The sequence below is a fragment of the Streptomyces sp. NPDC059455 genome (assembly GCF_042750115.1).
GTDB lineage: Bacteria > Actinomycetota > Actinomycetes > Streptomycetales > Streptomycetaceae > Streptomyces > Streptomyces endocoffeicus.
The window spans coordinates 79,706-97,884 of the sequence record NZ_JBHYVB010000002.1; the positions used below are offsets into that span (position 1 = coordinate 79,706).

Below are 18,179 nucleotides of genomic sequence, written 5' to 3' on the forward strand. Positions count from 1 at the left end.
CTAAGCTTTCATGGGGTCCAAGCAACGCGCTTATGACGCGGAGTTCCGTGAGGGTGCTGTACGCATCGTGATCGAGACCGGGAAGCCGATCCCGGAGGTCGCCGAGGAACTCGGTGTCAACCCGGGCACGCTGCACAGCTGGGTCTCGCGCTGGCGCCGCAACGGGACGGCGACGTCCGACCGGCCCGTGGAGACGGCGGCCGGCGGGCGGTTGCGGGAGGCTGAGCGAGCCGAACTGGAGCGGCTGCGCCGGGAGACGGCGGAGAAGAACAAGCGCATCCGCGAGCTGGAGATGGAGCGTGATGTGCTCAAGCGATGCATGGTCCTCTGGGTGAAGTGACCGAGGCGGATCCCGCGGCCGTGGCCGCGTTCATCGGTAACCAGAGGACCGAGCACCAGGTGCCGCACCGCGTCACCTGCCGGGTGCTGGGGGTGTCGGAGTCGTGGTTCTACAAGTGGCGCGACAAGCCGACGACTGCCCGTGAGATCCGGCGCGGACGGCTCGCCGAGGAGATCAGACGCATCTTCCACGATTCGGGTGGCACCTACGGCTCTCCAAAGATCTGGATCACGCTGGTGCGCAAGGGCTGGTGCGGGTGTCGGTGAACACCGTTGCCAAGATCATGGCCGAACTCGGCCTGGCCGGCCGGAAGATCCGCCGGCGCCGCAGTCTGACCAGGCCCGGACGGCGGGCAGCAGCCCCGGACTTCGTGCGCCGGGACTTCACCGCCGACGCACCGGACCAGGTGTGGTGCGGCGACATGACCGAGATCGAAACCGGTGAGGGCAGGCTCTTCCTCGCTACCGTGATCGACCTGTTCTCCCGCCGCCTGCTTGGCTACGCGATGGGTGAACGCCACGACGCCGAACTGGTCGTTGCCGCCCTGCACATGGTCGTCGCCACCCGTGGCGGCGACGTGAAGGGCGTGATCTTCCGTAGTGATCGCGGCAGCGAGTACACCTCCCGCCGCTTCCGCCGGGCCTGCCGGCGTTCGGGCGTGACCCAGTCCATGGGCCGCGTCGGTTCGTGCTTCGACAACGCCGTCAGCGAGGCGTTCAACAGCGTGCTCAAGGTCGAGTACCTGCACCGGCGCACCTTCGTCACCCGCACCGAGGCCCGGCTGAAGATCGTCACCTGGATCACCGGTTTCTACAACGCACGTCGGCTACACAGCGTGTGCGACTGGAAGAGCCCGATCGACTACGAACATGACTACTGGGCCGGCTTCACCGAAGAGCTGGCTGCATAGGAAGGTCTCCACGAAACCGGGGGATTGACAGGCAAGCCATCACCTCGAGGCCTGCCGACGTTGCTACGCGGGCACAGCCGTAGGAGAGCTCGTCCGCGAAGTTGCTCAGCCGTTGTCGGTCGGTGAGGCGGCCTGCTGCACGGCACGTGAGATCGCTCGCGCCACGGCGAGGACGGCAGGGATCAGGCTTGAAGCCTGAAACGAGCCTGCGGGCGCGAGCACGGACAGCGCGGCGACTGCCTCCTGCCGGGATCCGAGGACCGGCGCCGCGACCGAGGACATCGGCGTAGGGCGGGGCAAGGTAACCATGGCGACGCCCTCCTGTCGCACCTGTGCCAGGATCTTCCGGAGCTGATCGGGCGTCAACGGGCGCTCCTCACCCGGCAGGCTCAGGTCGCCGGCCAACACTTCATGCTGGAGTTCGCGGGGGCCGTGAGCGAGCAGTACCCGTCCGACGCCGGTGCCATGAACCGGTGCTCGTCCGCCTACGCGGTAGTGCCCGCCCATGCGGTAATGGACATCAGGGGCGCTGTGGGTCGAGAGCCGCTCGACCAGCACGCTCTCGTGCCCATCCCGCACGGCCAACAGCACGTGTTGGCCTGTCGCGCGGTGTAGATCCTCCAGATAAGGCAACGCGATTGTGCGCAGGCCGTGCCCGCGCGGGGACAACGTCGCGATCTCGAGCAGCCGCAGCCCGATGACGTACATGCCGCTGGGAGTTCGCTCGAGAGCACCCCACTCCGTGAGGCGTTTCGCCAGCCGCAATGCAGTGGCCTTCGGTAATCCGGCCTGCACGCTGAGCTGCTCCAGGGACAGCGCACCGTCATGCGCCTCGAACGCCGAGAGCAGGCGCAGAGCGCGGTCTACGACCGGCTCCCCGTGAGCCGGTTTCCCTCCGCGGGAGCGAGGCGCGGCGCCGTCTGTCATGGTCACTCTCTTCTCGGCGGTTCAATGAATGAAATTCTGATTGTCCGGCGGCCACGCTTCGCCAGAATAGCGGGTGTGGGCTTGAGATGGAGCCTACTTTTCACCGTTTGGCGGGTCAACGGGTTCGGAACTATGAACCACGGTGACGCCACCGGATGACAGGAGACTGAGAGTGACTGTCAGTCAGGCGGACGACCTCCAGTCCGTTTTTCGTAGTACGATGGCAGGTGTCTGCACGCCGGTGGCGGTGGTGACCACTATTTGGCAGAACTTGCCGTTCGGCACGACAGTGAATGCGTTCGCATCGTTGTCCATGGATCCCCCGATGGTCCTCGTATCGATGGACCGGCGATCAGAGCTGTTGGCCCGGATAAAGGAATCGGGCCTGTTCGGGCTGAACATCTTGGCGAGCCACCAATCGGATCTAGCGTCGAATTTCGCCAAGAAGGGCGGGACCGGGAAGTTCGCCGAGGTGGAGTGGGAGCTTGATACCGGTGTCCCGAAGATCCCCGGGTCCAACGGCTTCCTCGGATGTGAGGTCGCCGAGCTGGTCGAAGCCGGTGATCATGTTGTGGTCTTGGGCTGTGTCCGCCGGGCCGATGCTTCCGCGCGGCCGCCGCTGACTTATCACTCCCGGGGTTTCGGGACCTACATCGGGCTGAGCGAGGATCTGGAATGAATACCCGGCTGGCGGCCGAGTCGATCACCGAATCGCGATAGCGAGCGCAGCGTGCGATACCTGCACGCGAAACACCCGGGTATGGTCCCTCTATTCATGCAAGGAGCACAGGTCGGTATGGCCGAAATTGTCAGGGCGGACACGGCGCCGCAAGCAGATGCGGTCCTTCGCGATGCGCAGCAGTTGCACGTACTGCTCGACAGTCATGCCGTCGAGCACGACCGAGAAGGCCGACTCTCCGATGCGGTAGTGGAACAGCTGCGTGTGGCGGGTGCGTTCGGAATCTTCACTCCGCGTGAGTGGGGCGGTGTGGAGATGAGTCCGACCGAGGCAATGGACCTGATCAGGACCCTGTCGTACGCCGATCCTTCCAGCGGCTGGGTCACGTTCGCGATCGGCTTCGCGACCGGTCTCGCGGGGGCCTTCCTCGACCGCGACACCGCGAGTGAACTGTTCTCGCAGCCAGGGTTCAGCTGTGCTGGGCAGGGCACCCGCGCCGGACGAGCAGTACGGACCGCGAACGGTTATCTGCTCAATGGCGAATGGAGTTTCGCCTCAGGCATCAAACACGCCACGCATGTGTTCACCACCGCCATCGACAGCGACACCGGCCGGCCGCTGTGCATGGTCTTGCCGAAGGACGACGTCGACCTGGTGGACAACTGGGACGTGCTGGGCTTGCGGGGAACAGGGAGCATCGACTATTCGGCCTACGACGTGTTCGTCCCGGAGAACCACACATTTTCGGCCGTGAGCACGGAACCTGTCACCGGCGGCGCCGTCTATCGGATCGGCGGGGGGAACTTCGCCAGTGTCAATCACGGTGCGTGGGCTTTGGGCGTCGGCCGGCGACTGCTGGACGAACTGGCCGAATCGGTCCGCACCAAGGCTGATCAGCCCGGCGCGCAGGCGGCTTCGGCCGCGTTCATGGAGAACTACGCTGCCGCCGAGACGAAACTCAGGGCGGCCAAGGCGCTCCTCTACGAAGTATGGGAGGAAATCGAGGAGATGCTGGGCGAGGGGGGCCGGCCTTCGGTGCGGCTCGAGACGTTGGCCAAGGTCGCACTGAATAATGCGACATGGCAGTGTCACGAGATCGCCGAGTTCGTATATGCCTCAAGTGGCTCCTCTGCCTTGCGTTCAGGGACGATCCAGCGGCTGTTCCGTGACATGCATGGCGGTACGCAGCATTTTTCGTCGTCGCGCACCATATTGCAGCCTGCAGGCCAGGAATTGTGCGGGCTGGCAGACGGGAAGCGCTGGGTATTCCATGCCCTCAAGTGAAGGGCCGAGTGCCGGTCGAAAGGTCTAGCCGTCATGCCGGTCTCAATTTCTGATGGAGGGACTGGACGCAAGAGCATCACGTTGTCGTTGTCGCTGGTCCGGGGCCTCGCGTACCTGCCCGAGTATCGGGTCTGTTGATTCCGCTGGACACAGAGATCGTCGAAATGCGGTTCAGCCGTCATCCGGACACGAGTCTCTGGTTGATTCGGCTGGCAGTGCGTGTCCCGTCGCCAGACCAACTGGCCCTCCTCACCGAACGATTGAAGCGGCTCGTCGACGTGCACCAGGTCTCCGCGGCCCATCCGGGGGCGGACGTGCAGCAGGCGTGAGCAAACGTGATGGGTGCAGCGTCGCACTCATAGGAGTCAAGTGCATGACTGAGTTGAAAAGGCATGAATATGCTGCACCGAGAGTGACAGGCGAGCCGGTCGAGGTCTCCGACGGTGTCTTCATCATCTCGGACCGCCGCGTGTCGCTGGTTCCCAACGTCGGGATCGTCGTCGGCGACGACGCTGCCCTGGTGATAGATACCGGCGTGGGCCCGCGCAACGGGCGCTATGTCCTCGAGCAGGCCACTCGCCTGGCCGGGGAACGTCAGCTGTATCTGGCGATCACGCAGATGGATCCCGGCCATGGGTTCGGCGTCCAGGCGTTCAAGGGCGCAGCAACAATCATCTTCAGCGCCGCCCAACGCGACCGGCTGCACCGGCACGCCCCCACCTATGCTGAGGCGTTCCGGAAACTCGGCCTCGGCGAGGTCGTGGAGCGCGAGTTCGAAGGCCTCGAACTGACTGAACCCGACATGGTTCACGACGGGCACCTCACGCTCGATCTCGGCGGAGTCGAGGTGGTCCTGGACGACTGGGGCCCCGCGCACACGACGGACGATCAAACCGTTCTCATCGGTGATCGGGTGCTGTTCGGCGGCGACCTGTTCGAGACGCGGATGTTCGCGATCCTGCCCTATGTCCCGCCGTTTGACGTGGACTTCGACGGTGATCGGTGGCTCGGCGCGCTCGACAGCTTGATCGCGCTTGATCCCGAGGTCGTCGTGCCGGGCCATGGCGAGGTCACCGGCGTCGAGCAGATTCGCGAGGTGCGTTCGTATCTCGCACACGTGCGGCAGGAGACCGGGCGCCTGATTGCAGACGGCGTGTCTGTCGATCAGGCCGCGGCGACCATCGAAGCACAAGCCCTGGCGAGGTGGAGCACCTGGGAAGGGCCGCAAATGATCAGGTTCTTGACCAGGGCCTTCTACGACCAGAGCCGCGACCGGCACGGTTCTCGATGAGTCACCCCCCCGTGGTTGCTTCGGCCACTGTGAGGGCCGACGCATCCCATCCCCGGCCCCGGCCGGCCATGCAAACCGGCTGGCAGGACTGCGTGGGACGTCTTCGTGAGTGCGGCTTGCAGCCTGTGCCGGCCGTCCCTCGCGCCTGGTCGTGCACGAGGCGACTACGAGGACCGCGGCTGCACTGTTGCCCGGATCGGCGGGGGGCTTCTGGACGAAACGGGCCTGGGATCGATCTGCGACGGGCCTTGACACGCGATCGCAGCGAGAAATAGATTCGATACACCGGGACAGTGTTCGACAGTACGGAACATTCTTCAAGGTCCACCGTCCTGGAAGAACGAGGGCCAGCTCACTGAGGAGCGAGCTCGGCGCCGCGGCATGACGAAGCAAAGGAGCTTTCGATGCGCGATTCGGCGGACCGCCGCAGCTCTTATACGGACACGTCATTCGTGAGTCCGTGGAACTTTTCGGACCATGACCCGGCCCCGCGTCCGTTGGTCGTTCACGACACCACGTTGCGCGACGGCGAACAGCAGGCCGGAGTCGTGTTCACCCCGGCGGAGAAGCTTTGCATCGCGACCGCACTGGACGCCGCCGGCGTCAACCGCATCGAAGCGGGCATGGTCGCCGTATCGGACGACGACCGGAAGGCGATCCTGTCCATCGTCGAGGCCGGACTGCGCGCTGAGGTCTGGACGATAGCGCGGAGCGTGCGCTCGGACATCAGCATGGCGATCGACGCGGGAGTCGACGGCGTCGGTGTGATCCTCCTCGCGAACAGTCAGTACCGAGACATATTCAAGTGGTCGTTGGACGCTGCAATCGGCCAATCCATCGAAGCCGCCGAACTGGCGCGCCAGGCAGGTCTCCAGACGACCCTGCTGCTGGCCGACGCGCCCCGATATACGCAGAATGAACTGCAGCACGTCCTTGAGGTGATCGACGGGTCGGGGCAGTTCACGGCGATCTCGCTCATGGATACCTTTGGGACTCTCAACCCCGCAGGCACGCAGCGACTGATCCAAGCGATTCAGGCATGGACGCGGCTACCGCTGGAAGTGCACGCACACAACGACTTCGGTCTGGCCACCGCGAATTCGGTCGCGGCGCTGGGAGCGGGTGCGTCGACCATTCACACGACCGTGCTGGGGCTCGGCGAGCGCGTCGGCAACGCGGCGCTGGAGGAAGTCGTCATGGCGGCGGCTCTGCTGCAGAGGGCGAGCACCACGGTAAGACTCGACCACTTGTCCGGTCTCGCACAGTTGGTCAGCCAGGCCGCAGGCCACCCGATCGCCACGAACCGCCCTATCGTCGGCACCCGCATCGGCGAGATCGAATCCGGAACAGTAGCAACCGAATTCGCGCGCTGGTCGGAGCGCGGCGGCGATCTTCAATGGCTCTTCCCGTACGTCCCCGAGTTGATCGGCGCCAAACCGCCGACGCTGGTCCTGGGCAAGTACAGCGGCATGGCCAACATCGATTGGGCGCTGCAGCGTTCGCAGATCAACGTTCCGGACGAGCACAAGGCCGCACTGCTCGCCGAAGTCAAGGCCGAAGGCATCCGCCTCCACCGGACCCTGACCGAGGCCGACTTCGAAGCAACAGCCCGAAGATTCGAGGACCCTACCGGTCAGAACTGATCTGCCCACGTGAGGAACGGAGAGACTGCCATGACTCAGGTCCCGGCCTCCTACGGAGTGGAAGGCAAAGTCGCGATCGTGACAGGCGGCGCCAGCGGCATAGGCGAGTGCTGCGCGCGACTGCTCGCGGAACGCGGGGCGACCGTCGTCGTCGCGGACATCAACCTTCCCAGGGCGGAAGTGGTCGCGAAATCGATCGGCGGACACGCTGTCCGGCTGGACATTGCCGACGACCAACACTTCGCGGAGGCGATCGCCGGTGTCGAGGATTCGTTTGGCCCTCTCGAGATCGCCGTCCTGTCCGCAGGAGTCGCACAAACCCCCAGCCGTACTGAGGACTACCTCATGTCCGATTGGGACAGAATTGTAAATATCGATTTCAGGGGCGCCTACGTAAGTACGGTAGCCGTAGGAAACAGGATGAGTGCCCGCGGCCGAGGATCGCTCGTATTGATCGGATCGATTTCGGGAATTCGTCCTGTCCCATTGCATGCATACGGGCCAGCCAAGGCGGCGGTTATCGCCATGACATCCAACCTGGCTGCCGAATGGGGGCGTTCGGGGGTCCGGGTGAATTGCGTATCCCCGGGTTACACCTTGACGCCGATGCTGCAAGGAATGATCGACCGCGGCGAACGGGACCCGAGCGTGCTGGAGAGCGATTCCGCGCTGGGCCGACTCGTCCTCGGCGAGGAGATTGCCCGAGCCGTCGCGTTTCTCAGTTCGAGCGAGGCCTCCGCCATCACGGGGATCAATTTGCCCGTGGATGCCGGCTGGCTGGCGACCACATCGTGGCACACATACGGCGGTCTACCCGCAGCGCGCTAGCCGAGTCCTGACCCGGCCGAGTCGTACCTGGTCAGGCGAATGAACAGGACTCCCGGCAGGGAGATCCCAGTGTCCTTATCCCGGTAGGACGGTGAAGAGGGCAACGACCACTGAAAGGAACCGCGTGACCAGCGAATCGACCATCCAGAAATACGGGGATTTCCCGGCAAACTTCAAGGGACCGGTACTGCGGCCCGGAGACGAAGGCTTCGGGGAATCTCGCGCACTCTGGAACATGCGGCACGCTGGCCACACCCCGGCCCTGATCGTCCAGCCGCTCGATCCCCAAGACGTCGTTGTGGCCGTCGAGTACGTCCGTCGGAATGGCACGACGATCGCGGTCCGCAGCGGAGGCCATGGGGTTGACGCCCACGCGATGCCACACGATGCCCTGGTCATCGACACCACAAAGCTGAAGCGCATCAGCGTCGACGCGGCCACCGGCCGGGCTTCTCTGGAAGCCGGCGTACTGCTCGGTGAGATGGATGCCGCGACCCAGGAATACGGCCTCGTCGTCCCCGCAGGGGTCGTCAGCGACACCGGGGTGGCAGGGCTCGCCCTCGGCGGCGGCATCGGACATCTCTCACGTCGCTTCGGCGCGACCGTCGACAATCTGCTGTCGATCGACGTCGTGACCATGGACGGAGTCGCGCGGTCGGTTTCGGCCGACTCCGAGCCGGACCTGTTCTGGGGGATGCGCGGCGCCGGACACAACCTGGCGATCGCGACCTCGTTCACCTTCCAGGCGCACAAGGTCGGACCACAGGTCGTCAGCGGCGTGCTCGTCTATACCCGAGAGGAAGCGATGAAGCTGTGCGCCGGCATCGACGAGGCGATGCGCCGCACTTCGCGTGACCTTTCGATCTCGTCGGTCTTCGCACAGGCGCCGCCCCTGCCGGGCCTGCCGCCCGAGCTGATCGGGACTCCGCTTTTGCTCGCGGTCGTCGTCTATACAGGCCCTGTCGAGGACTATGACGCGGCGATGAAGGAGATCAACTCCCTGGCGACACCGATGGCGAACATGGTCGCACCGAAGACCTGGTGCGAAACCAACTCGCTCCTCGATCTCTTCCAGCCGAGCGGACGGCGCTACCACAGCGGCGGCGGGTACCTGCCGGCGATGAGCGACGAGCTCGCTCAGATCGTTCTCGACCGGGTCGGGGCTGCGCCGGTGCCGACGGGCCCCGTGACCGGATGCCTGATCGGCTTTCCCATGTTGGGTGGAGCGCTGCAGGAGGCCGACGAGGATTCGTGCGTGTTCTCACGGGTCGGTTCCGCCTTCGTCTGCGAGATGGTCGCGATGTGGGGCAGCGGGAGCGCCGACGAGGAGTACATGAGCTGGGTGGACGACAGCATCGAAGCCCTCGCTCCGTACCTGACCGGCACCGGCTACATCAACCTGACCGCTGACCGTGGTCCCGAATGGCTGCGCACCGTGTACGGCTCGCCGCAGAAGTGGGAGCGGCTTGTGGAACTCAAGCGCAAGTGGGACCCCGACAACATCCTGGCGCACAACAAGAACGTGCTGCACGCAGCCTGAACCCGATCCGTCTCACACCCATCCGCAGAGGAGAATCCCCATGGATCACAATCAAGCACTCACCATCATCAACGCCGGTATCGCACAGGCTTCCGAGATCGGTGTTCCGATGTCGGTCGCTGTCGTTGATGCGAGCAACGATCTGGTGGCACAGGTGCGCATGGACGGCGCGTACCGCTTCGCCGTGGACATCGCGCGCGGCAAGGCGCTGGTGTCCACCATCTTCCGGCAGCCCAGCGGCGCTGTGGCGGATGACAACGCGGTGACTCAGAAGCTGAACGCGCTCCATCAGGACGCGCTGGTCTTCGCTCCGGGCGCGGTGCCGATCTTCGCCGACGGCGTTCTGGCCGGTGCGGTGGGTGTCAGCGGCGGCACACCCGAGATGGACGAACAGGTAGCGGTCGCGGCGGCCGCTGCTGCCGTGGTGGCGACCGTCGGCTGACCCGGCTGTCAGACAGAAAGCTGGAGGTAGGGCAGTGATGAGCCAAGTCTCGAGTCGGGAAGGAGACCGTGTCATGACTGCAGCCGAAGTCTTCGATATGGATGCGATCATCGATACAGCTGAGAAGATCGAATGGCTGGGTTCGGGGTATGGCGGAGCCGACAAGAACGGCGTGTTCCTCGGTGTCGCCGAGGGACCTGTCTGGGTGGCGTCCGGGCAATACCTCGTCTTCACCGACAACGGGCACGGAGTTCGGTACCGCTATGACGAGTCCGACGGTGTCACGGTGCTCGACACGAACACGTTCAACGCTAATGGCCAGGCGCTTGACCACGAGGGTCGTCTCGTGTGGTGCGAACACACCGGACGTCGCGTACGACGTCGCGAACACGACGGTTCGATCACCGTCGTCGCGGACTCCTACCGCGGACAGAAGCTCAACCGGCCCTGCGATCTCACCATCGACTCGAGCGGCGCGATCTGGTTCAGCGATCCCTTCACCTTCGGGGTTGACTCGGAAACCGACCTCGCGGGCATCTACCGAGTCGCGCCGGACCTGAGCCGTATCAACCTCGTGGTGCGGGACTCCGTCCTTCCCAACGGGCTCACCCTCTCACCGGACGGACATGTCCTGTACATCGCTGACACCGCGCGGATGCACGTCCGTGCCTTCGACATCGATTACTGGGGTGCGGAAGGCGGTCGTCCGAATCCTGTCACCGACCGCGTGGTCATTTCGATGACCGGGGACGAGCCGGGCGCGCCGGACGGCATCAAGTTCGACGCGGAGGGCCGGTTGTGGTGCACCGGCCCCGGGGGTATCTGGGTGATCGACCCCGAGACGGGCACGCACTTGGGAACCGTGAAGGTGCCGGATCAGAGTGTCACGAATTTCTGCTTCGGCGGCCCTGACCTGACCACGCTCTACTTCACCACGTACACGGAGCTGGGCAGAGTCCAGCTGCGTACCGCCGGCTTGAGCATCCCCCGCCCGCCCGAGTCGACTACCGCAGGGGCGCCGTCGTATCTGCTGCACGGGTGAGAGGGGTAGATGATGAACAGCTTGGTGAGGCTTGCGCCCGGAGCGGCCAACTGCGTCCGCTTCGGAAACGTCCAGGCCGGTGAGTCTGTCCTGTTTCTGACCGAGCCCGGGTTGGACGAACAGGTCGTCGAGGCGATCAGTTTCGCCGCGAAGAGTGTGGGAGCCCAGGTCTCGGTGCTCGTAAAAGAGCCCTGGAAGTCGGGCGAACCCCTCGATCCGGTGGTCGCGGCGGCACTCAAGGCGGCGGACATGGTCTTCGACTTCGGCGGCCCGACCTCCCACAGCGAGGCAGGTTTTCTCGCGTCCTTCGACTACGGCACACGGTATCTCCTGGTCCGCCCGGAACCGGAGGCACTGCTCGCAGAATCGGCGCTCGTGCCGAACGAACTCATCTATCTCCTCGGCTCACGGGCGCAGAAGATCGTTCGCGAGAACCCCGCCCTGCATGTCACCGACGACAAAGGCAGCGACTTCCGGATCGAGACGATCCCCGGAACGATCGGGGCATACATCGGATCGCGTCCCTACGAGTCAGGGCTGGCGGTGCCGGGCTACATCGGCACATTCCCCGGTGCCACCACTGTTTTCGGGGATCTCAACTACACAGGCAACGGTCGGCTCGTGCTCGACGCGGCACTGACCTTCGACGAGCCCAGCGAGCCGATCGCCCTCACGATTGAGGACGGGTGGGTTACCGGGATCTCGGGCGGCCCGGAAGCGGACTTCATGTGGGAGACCGCTCAGGCCCATCGCAACGCGACCCGGCTCGCGGAGTGCGGCTTCGGCGTGAATCCAAAGGTCTCCCTGCTCCCCGGGCAATCGCGGTCGGCCACTGCGCGCGCGGTGAACATCATGTCCTGGTCGCGTCGGGCAGGCACGTTCTTCATGGCGATGGGCGGCAACCAGTTGCTCGGCGGTACCGACCCGAGCAGTGCAACGCCGCAGTTCGGCGTCGTGAAGCGGCCGACCATCACCGCTGGCGACGTGACACTCGTGCAGGACGGACGGCTCGTCATGGCCGACGATCCCGACACGGAGATCATCTCACTCTGTGAGAAATTCGGAGGCACGAAATGGCTGGCGCCGGCATGAAGACGCTGAGCAACCGGGCGGCGGAATTCTTCTCAGCTCTCGACTCCGCGCCCGCAGCGGGCGCGGCGATCGCCCCGTATCCGCTGGAACTGAGGATTACCACGCCGTCGGAACGCTTCGCGATCGAGTTCCGTGACGGTCGCCCAGGCTCTGTCACTGAGGTGGCGCGCGGCGCGGAGCCCGGCTACTGGACGCTGGAGTTGCGTGGTGACCAGGAGGTATTCGAGGGCATCTTCGCCGGGGCGCTGACGATGGGCGAGGCGATGTACGCAGGACTGCTTGTCGCGCCGGAGGAGAAGTCGAAGCACAACCTCTCGTGTGCCGTCGGTCCGACGATCCGCCTCCTTCAGGAGGTCCACCGGCGGGCCGGTGATCCCCGCGGTCAGGGCGATGCGGCTCGGCCGGGCCCGAGTTCGAAAGGCTGAGCATGCGTCTTGCAACTGTGAACCAAAGAGGAATGGCAGTCGTGGTCGCTGTCACCGCGGACGGCCTGCGCGATCTGACAGGCCTGCTTCGATTTCCGGGCACGGCGGTAGACCCCTTCGTGCAGATCGTCGAGATCATCGATGACCTGGACTCCGACGTGATCGCGGCACAACCACTGATCGAGGGCCGACCTTCGTTCGCTCCCCTCGTTCCGCGGCCGGGCAAGATCGTGGCGGCACCGGTGAACTTCACGGATCACCAAGAGGAGATGAAGGTGTCGGGCAATGTCTCGGCTCTCGGATTCTTCCTCAAGTCGCCGGCCTCGGTGCTCGCCCACGACGGCACGGTCCGCCTGCCATACACGGATCGGCGCTTCGACCAAGAAGGCGAACTCGCCCTGGTGATCAAGAAGCGGGCACGAAACATCGATCCCGACGACTACGCCGAATACATCGCCGGGTACACCTGTCTGCTCGACATCACCATGCGGGGCGGCGAAGACCGTTCGACGCGCAAGTCCTTCGATACCTTCACCCCCGTCGGCCCGTATCTCGTGACGCCGGACGAGGCAGGCAGCCTCGACGATCTGACACTGCGCTGCTCCGTCAACGGCGTGCCGCGGCAGGATGCAGACATCTCGGAGCTGATTTGGGACGTCCCGAGATTCCTCAGCTACGTATCCTCGGTCACCACGCTCGAGCCGGGAGACATCGTCACCACCGGAACACCCGCAGGGGTGGGGGAGATCGTGGACGGGGATGTCGTCGAGGTGTCGATCGACCGGATTGGGGCGCTGAGCGTCGCGGTCAGCGCCATGGGCGCGGTCGAGTGCCCTACCCTCGGCGCCCACTCGGGTCCGCGTGCGCCGGCTCATCTGACACCCCTTCGTCGCAGGACGTGAGCGGATGTCGAAGTTTTCCCCTGTGAACACTCTCTTTTAGGTGGTCTGAGATCATGAATGCGAATCCGCGCGCTGCCGCGCTCCTGAAGGCCGGACAGAAGCTCGCCCCGCTCATCCGCGAGAACGCCGAATACGCCGACGTCCACGGAAGGCTCGCGCCCGAGGTGGTCAAGGCGTATCACGAAGCCGGCCTGTTCGGCATGTGGGTGCCGGAAACCCTGAAAGGTGCGGAAGCCGATCCCCTCACCGCGCTCGAACTCTGCGAGCAGATCTCCTACGAGGACGCCTCCGCGGGCTGGGTGCTGTTCACGGGATCGGTGGGAATCGCCACGCCCGCGATCTATCTGCCCGACGCGGGCGTCGAGGAGATCTTCAGCGGCGGCCGCATGCCGGTGGGCGCCGGCCAGGGAACGCGTTCGGGGACGGCGGTCCGCGTGGATGGCGGTTACCGGTTGAGCGGCGAGTGGAATTTCGCCTCGAGCTCGCCGTACGCGAGCCACATCTTCACGCTTGGGACAGTGGAAGACACAAAGGAGCCCCTCCTGTTCGTCCTCCCGGTCAGCGAGGTGAGGCTCGACACCGATTCGTGGAATGTGATCGGCCTGCGCGGCACGGGCAGTTACGACTACAGCATCGACGATGTGTTCGTCCCGGAGCAGCGCACGTACCCCGCGGGAATCGATGGAAGTCCGGTGCGTGGTGGCGCCGCGTGCAGGTTGGGCCTGGTCCAGACATCGATGATCGGCCACACCGGCTGGGCGCTGGGAGTCGGACGGCGACTGCTGGACGAGCTCAGCGCGTCCATGCGCCAGAAGGCCGGGCGCGCGGGTGCGCAGGCCGGCAGCGACAGCAGCCACGAGCAGTACGCGAACGCCGAGGCGCAACTGCGCTCGGCGCGGGCTCTGGCCTACGAGACGTGGACGGATGTGTGGGAGACACTCTCCCGCGGAGGGGACATCAGCGAGCGGCAGTCGAGTCTGATGCGTCTGGCGCTGAACAACGCGACCTGGTCCGCCTTCAGGGTGGGCACGTTCGTCAACAACGCGGCCGGCAGCCGGGCACTTCGCGACGGTGCCATCCAGCGCTTCTACCGCGATCTGCATGCCGGCGCGGCGCATATCATGTCCGGGCCATCGGTACTCCGCGATGCAGGACGCGAACTCGCCGGCCTCGCCGACGGCGAGCACTGGTTCTACACGGGCCTTGTCGGCCGGCAGTAAGACGAGTGCCTTGAGGCCACACGGATCTGCCCGTGTTCGATCAGTGGTATCGGCCTGTAGCGAGATCCGCTCTTCTGGATGAGGGAATAATGGCTGAGCCGAACAATTTCGAGACGTGGCGAGCGGGTGCGAAGGCACGACTGCCCAGGTTCGCCTTCGACTTCGCCGACGGCGGAGCCGATGCCGAGGTCACCCTCAGGCGCAATCGCACAGCTTTCGACGATCTGAGCTTGATCCCCCGGGTGCTGCGAGCCACGGAGAACACGTCGACGGAGCTGGAACTGTTCGGCCACCATCTGAGCGTTCCGGTGCTGGCGGCGCCCACGGGCGACAGCCGCATCCTCGGTCCGCAGGCGGAGCTTGCACAAGCACAGGGGGCCAGCGCCGCTGGAACGGTGAGCATCTTGAGCGGGGTGGCAAGCATGCCGCCGGAGCGCGTGGCCGCGACTGTTTCCGAGCCGCAATGGGCCCAACTCTTCCTGTACCGGGACCGCGAGGTCACGCTGCGGGCGGTGGACCGCATCAAGGAGCTCGGGTTCTCAGTGCTCGTGCTCACGGTCGACGGTCCGGTGAAGGGGAACCGCGAGCGAGACATCCGTAACGGGTTCCGGCTGCCGCTGAAGCCGACGGCGAGGATGGTGCTCGACAACGTCCGGCACTGGAAATGGATGTGGGATTACTTCACGACCGACCCCAAGGCGGGCGCCGAGCCCGGGATCGGCGGCCGCCTTGGCACACTGCTGACGAACCGCCGACAGCAAGCACTGTCGGTACCGGCTGTGTTCAACGTCAACCAGAGCTGGGAAGACCTGGAGTGGTTGCGCGGCATCTGGGACGGTCCGCTGCTCCTCAAAGGAGTGATGTGTGTCCAGGACGCCGACCTCGCGCTGGAGGCCGGGTGCGACGGCGTGATCGTGTCCAACCACGGCGGGCGGGAGCTCGACAGCGTTCCGGCGTCGATCGAGGTCCTCCCGGAGATCGCGGCCGCAGTCGGCGGCCGGGCTCCCATCCTGCTCGACGGCGGGATCCGCCGCGGTACCGACGTGGTCAAAGCACTCAGCCTGGGCGCGACCGCGTGCCTCGTCGGGCGACCGTGGCTGTATGCGCTCGCCGTCGCCGGCACGGATGGAGTCCAGCGAATGCTGGAGCAGCTCCGCAGCGAGGTCCTCACAGCCATGCAACTCGTCGGGGTAACGAAGATCGACGAGCTCGGACCCGAGTACGTCCGTCGGCGAGCCGGTACGGGCCTGGAGCCGGCAGACGGCCTGCCACATGCCGGGATGTGAGACGGCAGGCCATCACGACTCAGGCGGTTACAGCGTTTTCGGTTCTTTCTTGCTCCGCGTATCCGCGATGATGCGCTGCACGGTGGCGCCCAGGGCCTCTACAGACCCCACACGTGATGTCGGAGCCGCCACGGTGATGGCGGCGGACGGTGAGTCCGCTGTGGGGAGTACGACCGCGACGGCGGTGACGTCCGGCTCGCTCTCTTCCTGGTTCGTCGCGTAGCCGCGTTCGCGGACCACGTCGAGGGCTTGAAACAGCGTGCTCTTCGTGCTGATCGACCGTGAGGTGAGCGTAGGCAGCTCTTCGACCGGGTAAAGATCGTTGATGGCGTCCCGGCTCAGTGCGCTGAGCAACGCCTTGCCGCCCGATACACAGTGCGCGGGCAGGATTTGTCCGGTGCGCGAGCTGACCCGGAGAATATGGGAAGACTCGATGGTATCGAGGAAGCGGATATTCGCGCCCTCGAGCACCACAAGTGAGACCGTCTCCTGCAGTTCCTGCGCCAGCGCGGCCATGTAGGGCCGGGCTCGACCGCGGATGTCCAGCATGTCGACCACGGCCAGGCCGACCTCCATGAGCTCGGGCCCTGGGATGTAAGCACGAGTAACCGGCTCCTGCGCCGCGAATCCGCGCTGCGTCAGCGAGGTCAGCAGCCGATGAGCTGTGGACCGCGCAACGCCCAGGTGCCCGGCCACATCGGAGACGCGCAGCACCTTCCGAGACTTGAACAGGAGCAGCACGGTCAAAGCGTTGTCGACCGAGCTGACGAGCTTGGAATCCGTCGCGGGGCTCTCCGACTCACTGGTGGCACCTGGAGCGGCAGTGCGGGGTGCGGGCCGACTGCGAGGGCCGTGCGGGGGGAGCGGCAACTCCGACATTTGACTCCATGGCTTTCCGCTGGACGTTCTTTGAGGTTGCGCCAAGCACCACGATGTTACAGCCATCGAGCGATGCGGACCCCCATGTGTTCGATGCTGCGGAACAGTGCTCCACTCCTTGACGTGTTCGACACTACGTGACATGGTTCCTCTATGTCGAACACCCCGGAGGGGGCGATTGTGGAGATTCCCGCGCAAGTACGCTTTCCGACAACGACTGAGCTCGATCCACAAACTTCGGAGCAGGTTGTCGAGCAGATCGCCGACCTCTATACCGACCTCGACGCGTTGAACCTCCAGCCGCTGTGGACCCAGAACACCAGTCTGCTGACGAAGGAGCCCCGTCCGTCCGCCCTCCCGTGGCTGTGGAAGCGCGGCGACCTGTGGCGCATGGCGAATCGAAGCAAGGACCTGATCACGATCTCCCGCGGCGGCGACCGCCGCGTTCTCGCACTGGCGAATCCCGGGCTGGACGGAAAGCCGTTCGCGACCCCCACGCTGTGGGCGGCGATTCAGTACCTCGGCGGCGGAGAGAGCGCGCCTGGGCATCGCCACACGCCGGCCGCCGTCAGGTTCGTACTCGAAGGCTCCGGCACCATCACCACCGTGGACGGCGACGCCTGTGAGATGCGCTCCGGCGACCTGATCCTGACACCGCCCTGGCAGTTCCACGACCACGCGAACGAATCCGGCTCTCCGATGATCTGGTTCGACGGGCTCGATCTCCCGATCGTCAGTCAACTGGATGCCATCTTCTTCGAGCTTTACCCCCGTGGAGACATGCAGCCGATCCGCGGACGGAACATCTCGGAAGCGATCTACGGCGGTCGGGCGACGGTGCCGCAGGTTGACGGCCCTGCCGTCGGTCCCTTCTCACCGCTGCTGGTCTATCGCTACGACGACACTGATCGGAGCCTCGACGCGCTACTCAAGACCGCGGCCGCGCCGATGGTGTCGCTCGAATACGTCAATCCGGTTACCGGGGCAGGCGTGCTTCCGACGATCGGGTGCTATGCGCACCGAATCGCCGTGCGGGGCCGCACCGCCCCCCGCCGGGAGGTCGGCAGCTCGGTGTTCGTCGTCTTCCGCGGCAGCGGCACGTCGATCATTGACGGCGTCGAGTTCGAATGGGGCGAAGGAGATGTCTTCGTGGTGCCCTCGTGGGCCTGCGTCGAGCACCGCGCGAACGACGAGAGTGACTTGTTCTCGATCACGGACAAGCCGGTGATCAAGGCGCTCGGCCTCTACCGCGAGGCCGTCGACACCGCACCGCAAAAAGTCGTCGGCGTGTTCAAAGGCGACGCCGCGGGTGCATCGGCCAGAGGAACACGGTGAACCGGCGTGCGGAATGCGAGAGATTCGAGAAGCGGATGCTCGAGATGAGTGAAGCGTGAAGAGGAACAGGTCGACCCTGACCAGGCGGAACGATGTCTAGCATCTCGGCGGCGC

General features: G+C 65.1%; 20 protein-coding genes. 18 read left to right on the plus strand and 2 right to left on the minus strand.

Translation table 11 applies throughout. The annotated features are described in order from the left end of the window. Nucleotides 1-10 precede the first annotated feature (10 nt). From ACFXB5_RS01200 to ACFXB5_RS01210, 3 genes are read left to right on the plus strand one after another with little or no spacing between them, the layout of a single operon-like run. Nucleotides 11-340: a transposase gene (locus tag ACFXB5_RS01200; RefSeq protein ID WP_385201213.1), complete on the plus strand. Its 330-nt coding sequence runs from the start codon at nt 11-13 to the stop codon at nt 338-340. Beyond that, the gene (locus tag ACFXB5_RS01205; RefSeq protein WP_385201215.1) at nt 337-606 is read left to right on the plus strand and encodes an IS3 family transposase; all 270 of its coding nucleotides are present in this window, start codon (nt 337-339) and stop codon (nt 604-606) included. Before ACFXB5_RS01200 ends, ACFXB5_RS01205 begins: the two co-directional genes overlap by 4 nt. Further along, the gene (locus ACFXB5_RS01210) at nt 597-1,250 is read left to right on the plus strand and encodes an IS3 family transposase (RefSeq protein WP_385201217.1); all 654 of its coding nucleotides are present in this window, start codon (nt 597-599) and stop codon (nt 1,248-1,250) included. The genes ACFXB5_RS01205 and ACFXB5_RS01210 overlap by 10 nt, the downstream gene beginning before the upstream one ends. A 105-nt stretch (nt 1,251-1,355) precedes the next feature. On the opposite strand, the gene ACFXB5_RS01215 is transcribed toward ACFXB5_RS01210, so the two are convergent. After that, nucleotides 1,356-2,177: an IclR family transcriptional regulator gene (locus tag ACFXB5_RS01215; RefSeq protein ID WP_385201219.1), complete on the minus strand. Its 822-nt coding sequence runs from the start codon at nt 2,175-2,177 to the stop codon at nt 1,356-1,358. 172 nt (nt 2,178-2,349) lie between these two features. Between ACFXB5_RS01215 and ACFXB5_RS01220 the strand changes: the two genes are divergently transcribed. From ACFXB5_RS01220 to ACFXB5_RS01285, 14 genes are all read left to right on the plus strand, one after another. After that, the gene (locus ACFXB5_RS01220; RefSeq protein ID WP_385201221.1) at nt 2,350-2,856 is read left to right on the plus strand and encodes a flavin reductase family protein; all 507 of its coding nucleotides are present in this window, start codon (nt 2,350-2,352) and stop codon (nt 2,854-2,856) included. A gap of 117 nt (nt 2,857-2,973) precedes the next feature. Then, the gene (locus ACFXB5_RS01225) at nt 2,974-4,140 is read left to right on the plus strand and encodes an acyl-CoA dehydrogenase family protein (protein WP_385201223.1); all 1,167 of its coding nucleotides are present in this window, start codon (nt 2,974-2,976) and stop codon (nt 4,138-4,140) included. Nucleotides 4,141-4,274: 134 nt separating this feature from the next. Next, on the plus strand, nt 4,275-4,469 hold the full coding sequence (locus tag ACFXB5_RS01230; RefSeq protein ID WP_385201225.1) for a hypothetical protein: 195 nt from the start codon (nt 4,275-4,277) through the stop codon (nt 4,467-4,469). A 44-nt stretch (nt 4,470-4,513) separates the two neighbouring features. Further along, the gene (locus ACFXB5_RS01235; protein WP_385201227.1) at nt 4,514-5,431 is read left to right on the plus strand and encodes an MBL fold metallo-hydrolase; all 918 of its coding nucleotides are present in this window, start codon (nt 4,514-4,516) and stop codon (nt 5,429-5,431) included. Between the two features lie 404 nt (nt 5,432-5,835). Continuing rightward, on the plus strand, nt 5,836-7,074 hold the full coding sequence (locus ACFXB5_RS01240) for a hypothetical protein (protein WP_385201229.1): 1,239 nt from the start codon (nt 5,836-5,838) through the stop codon (nt 7,072-7,074). 30 nt (nt 7,075-7,104) lie between these two features. Beyond that, nucleotides 7,105-7,902 (plus strand): SDR family NAD(P)-dependent oxidoreductase, encoded by a 798-nt coding sequence (locus ACFXB5_RS01245; RefSeq protein ID WP_385201231.1) that lies wholly within the window; start codon nt 7,105-7,107, stop codon nt 7,900-7,902. Nucleotides 7,903-8,026: 124 nt separating this feature from the next. Beyond that, the gene (locus ACFXB5_RS01250; RefSeq protein WP_385201233.1) at nt 8,027-9,442 is read left to right on the plus strand and encodes an FAD-binding oxidoreductase; all 1,416 of its coding nucleotides are present in this window, start codon (nt 8,027-8,029) and stop codon (nt 9,440-9,442) included. A gap of 40 nt (nt 9,443-9,482) precedes the next feature. Beyond that, the gene (locus ACFXB5_RS01255) at nt 9,483-9,884 is read left to right on the plus strand and encodes a heme-binding protein (protein ID WP_385201235.1); all 402 of its coding nucleotides are present in this window, start codon (nt 9,483-9,485) and stop codon (nt 9,882-9,884) included. A 73-nt stretch (nt 9,885-9,957) separates the two neighbouring features. After that, nucleotides 9,958-10,926, plus strand: a complete 969-nt coding sequence (locus tag ACFXB5_RS01260; protein ID WP_385201237.1) for an SMP-30/gluconolactonase/LRE family protein — start codon at nt 9,958-9,960, stop codon at nt 10,924-10,926. Between the two features lie 9 nt (nt 10,927-10,935). Then, a complete protein-coding gene (locus tag ACFXB5_RS01265) occupies nt 10,936-12,018 on the plus strand; it encodes a hypothetical protein (protein WP_385201239.1) in 1,083 nt (360 codons plus the stop codon). Next, entirely contained in the window at nt 12,015-12,443 is a 429-nt protein-coding gene (locus ACFXB5_RS01270; protein WP_385201241.1) for a hypothetical protein, read from the plus strand. Before ACFXB5_RS01265 ends, ACFXB5_RS01270 begins: the two co-directional genes overlap by 4 nt. A gap of 41 nt (nt 12,444-12,484) precedes the next feature. Then, on the plus strand, nt 12,485-13,345 hold the full coding sequence (locus ACFXB5_RS01275) for a fumarylacetoacetate hydrolase family protein (RefSeq protein ID WP_385201243.1): 861 nt from the start codon (nt 12,485-12,487) through the stop codon (nt 13,343-13,345). Nucleotides 13,346-13,398: 53 nt separating this feature from the next. After that, on the plus strand, nt 13,399-14,565 hold the full coding sequence (locus ACFXB5_RS01280) for an acyl-CoA dehydrogenase family protein (protein ID WP_385201245.1): 1,167 nt from the start codon (nt 13,399-13,401) through the stop codon (nt 14,563-14,565). 89 nt (nt 14,566-14,654) lie between these two features. After that, on the plus strand, nt 14,655-15,851 hold the full coding sequence (locus ACFXB5_RS01285) for an alpha-hydroxy acid oxidase (RefSeq protein ID WP_385201247.1): 1,197 nt from the start codon (nt 14,655-14,657) through the stop codon (nt 15,849-15,851). 27 nt (nt 15,852-15,878) lie between these two features. Here ACFXB5_RS01285 and ACFXB5_RS01290 read toward each other — a convergent pair whose 3' ends face one another. After that, the gene (locus ACFXB5_RS01290) at nt 15,879-16,874 is read right to left on the minus strand and encodes an IclR family transcriptional regulator (RefSeq protein WP_385201249.1); all 996 of its coding nucleotides are present in this window, start codon (nt 16,872-16,874) and stop codon (nt 15,879-15,881) included. Nucleotides 16,875-16,883: 9 nt separating this feature from the next. Between ACFXB5_RS01290 and ACFXB5_RS01295 the strand changes: the two genes are divergently transcribed. After that, the gene (locus ACFXB5_RS01295) at nt 16,884-18,065 is read left to right on the plus strand and encodes a cupin domain-containing protein (RefSeq protein WP_385201251.1); all 1,182 of its coding nucleotides are present in this window, start codon (nt 16,884-16,886) and stop codon (nt 18,063-18,065) included. The last annotated feature ends 114 nt before the right edge of the window (nt 18,066-18,179 follow it).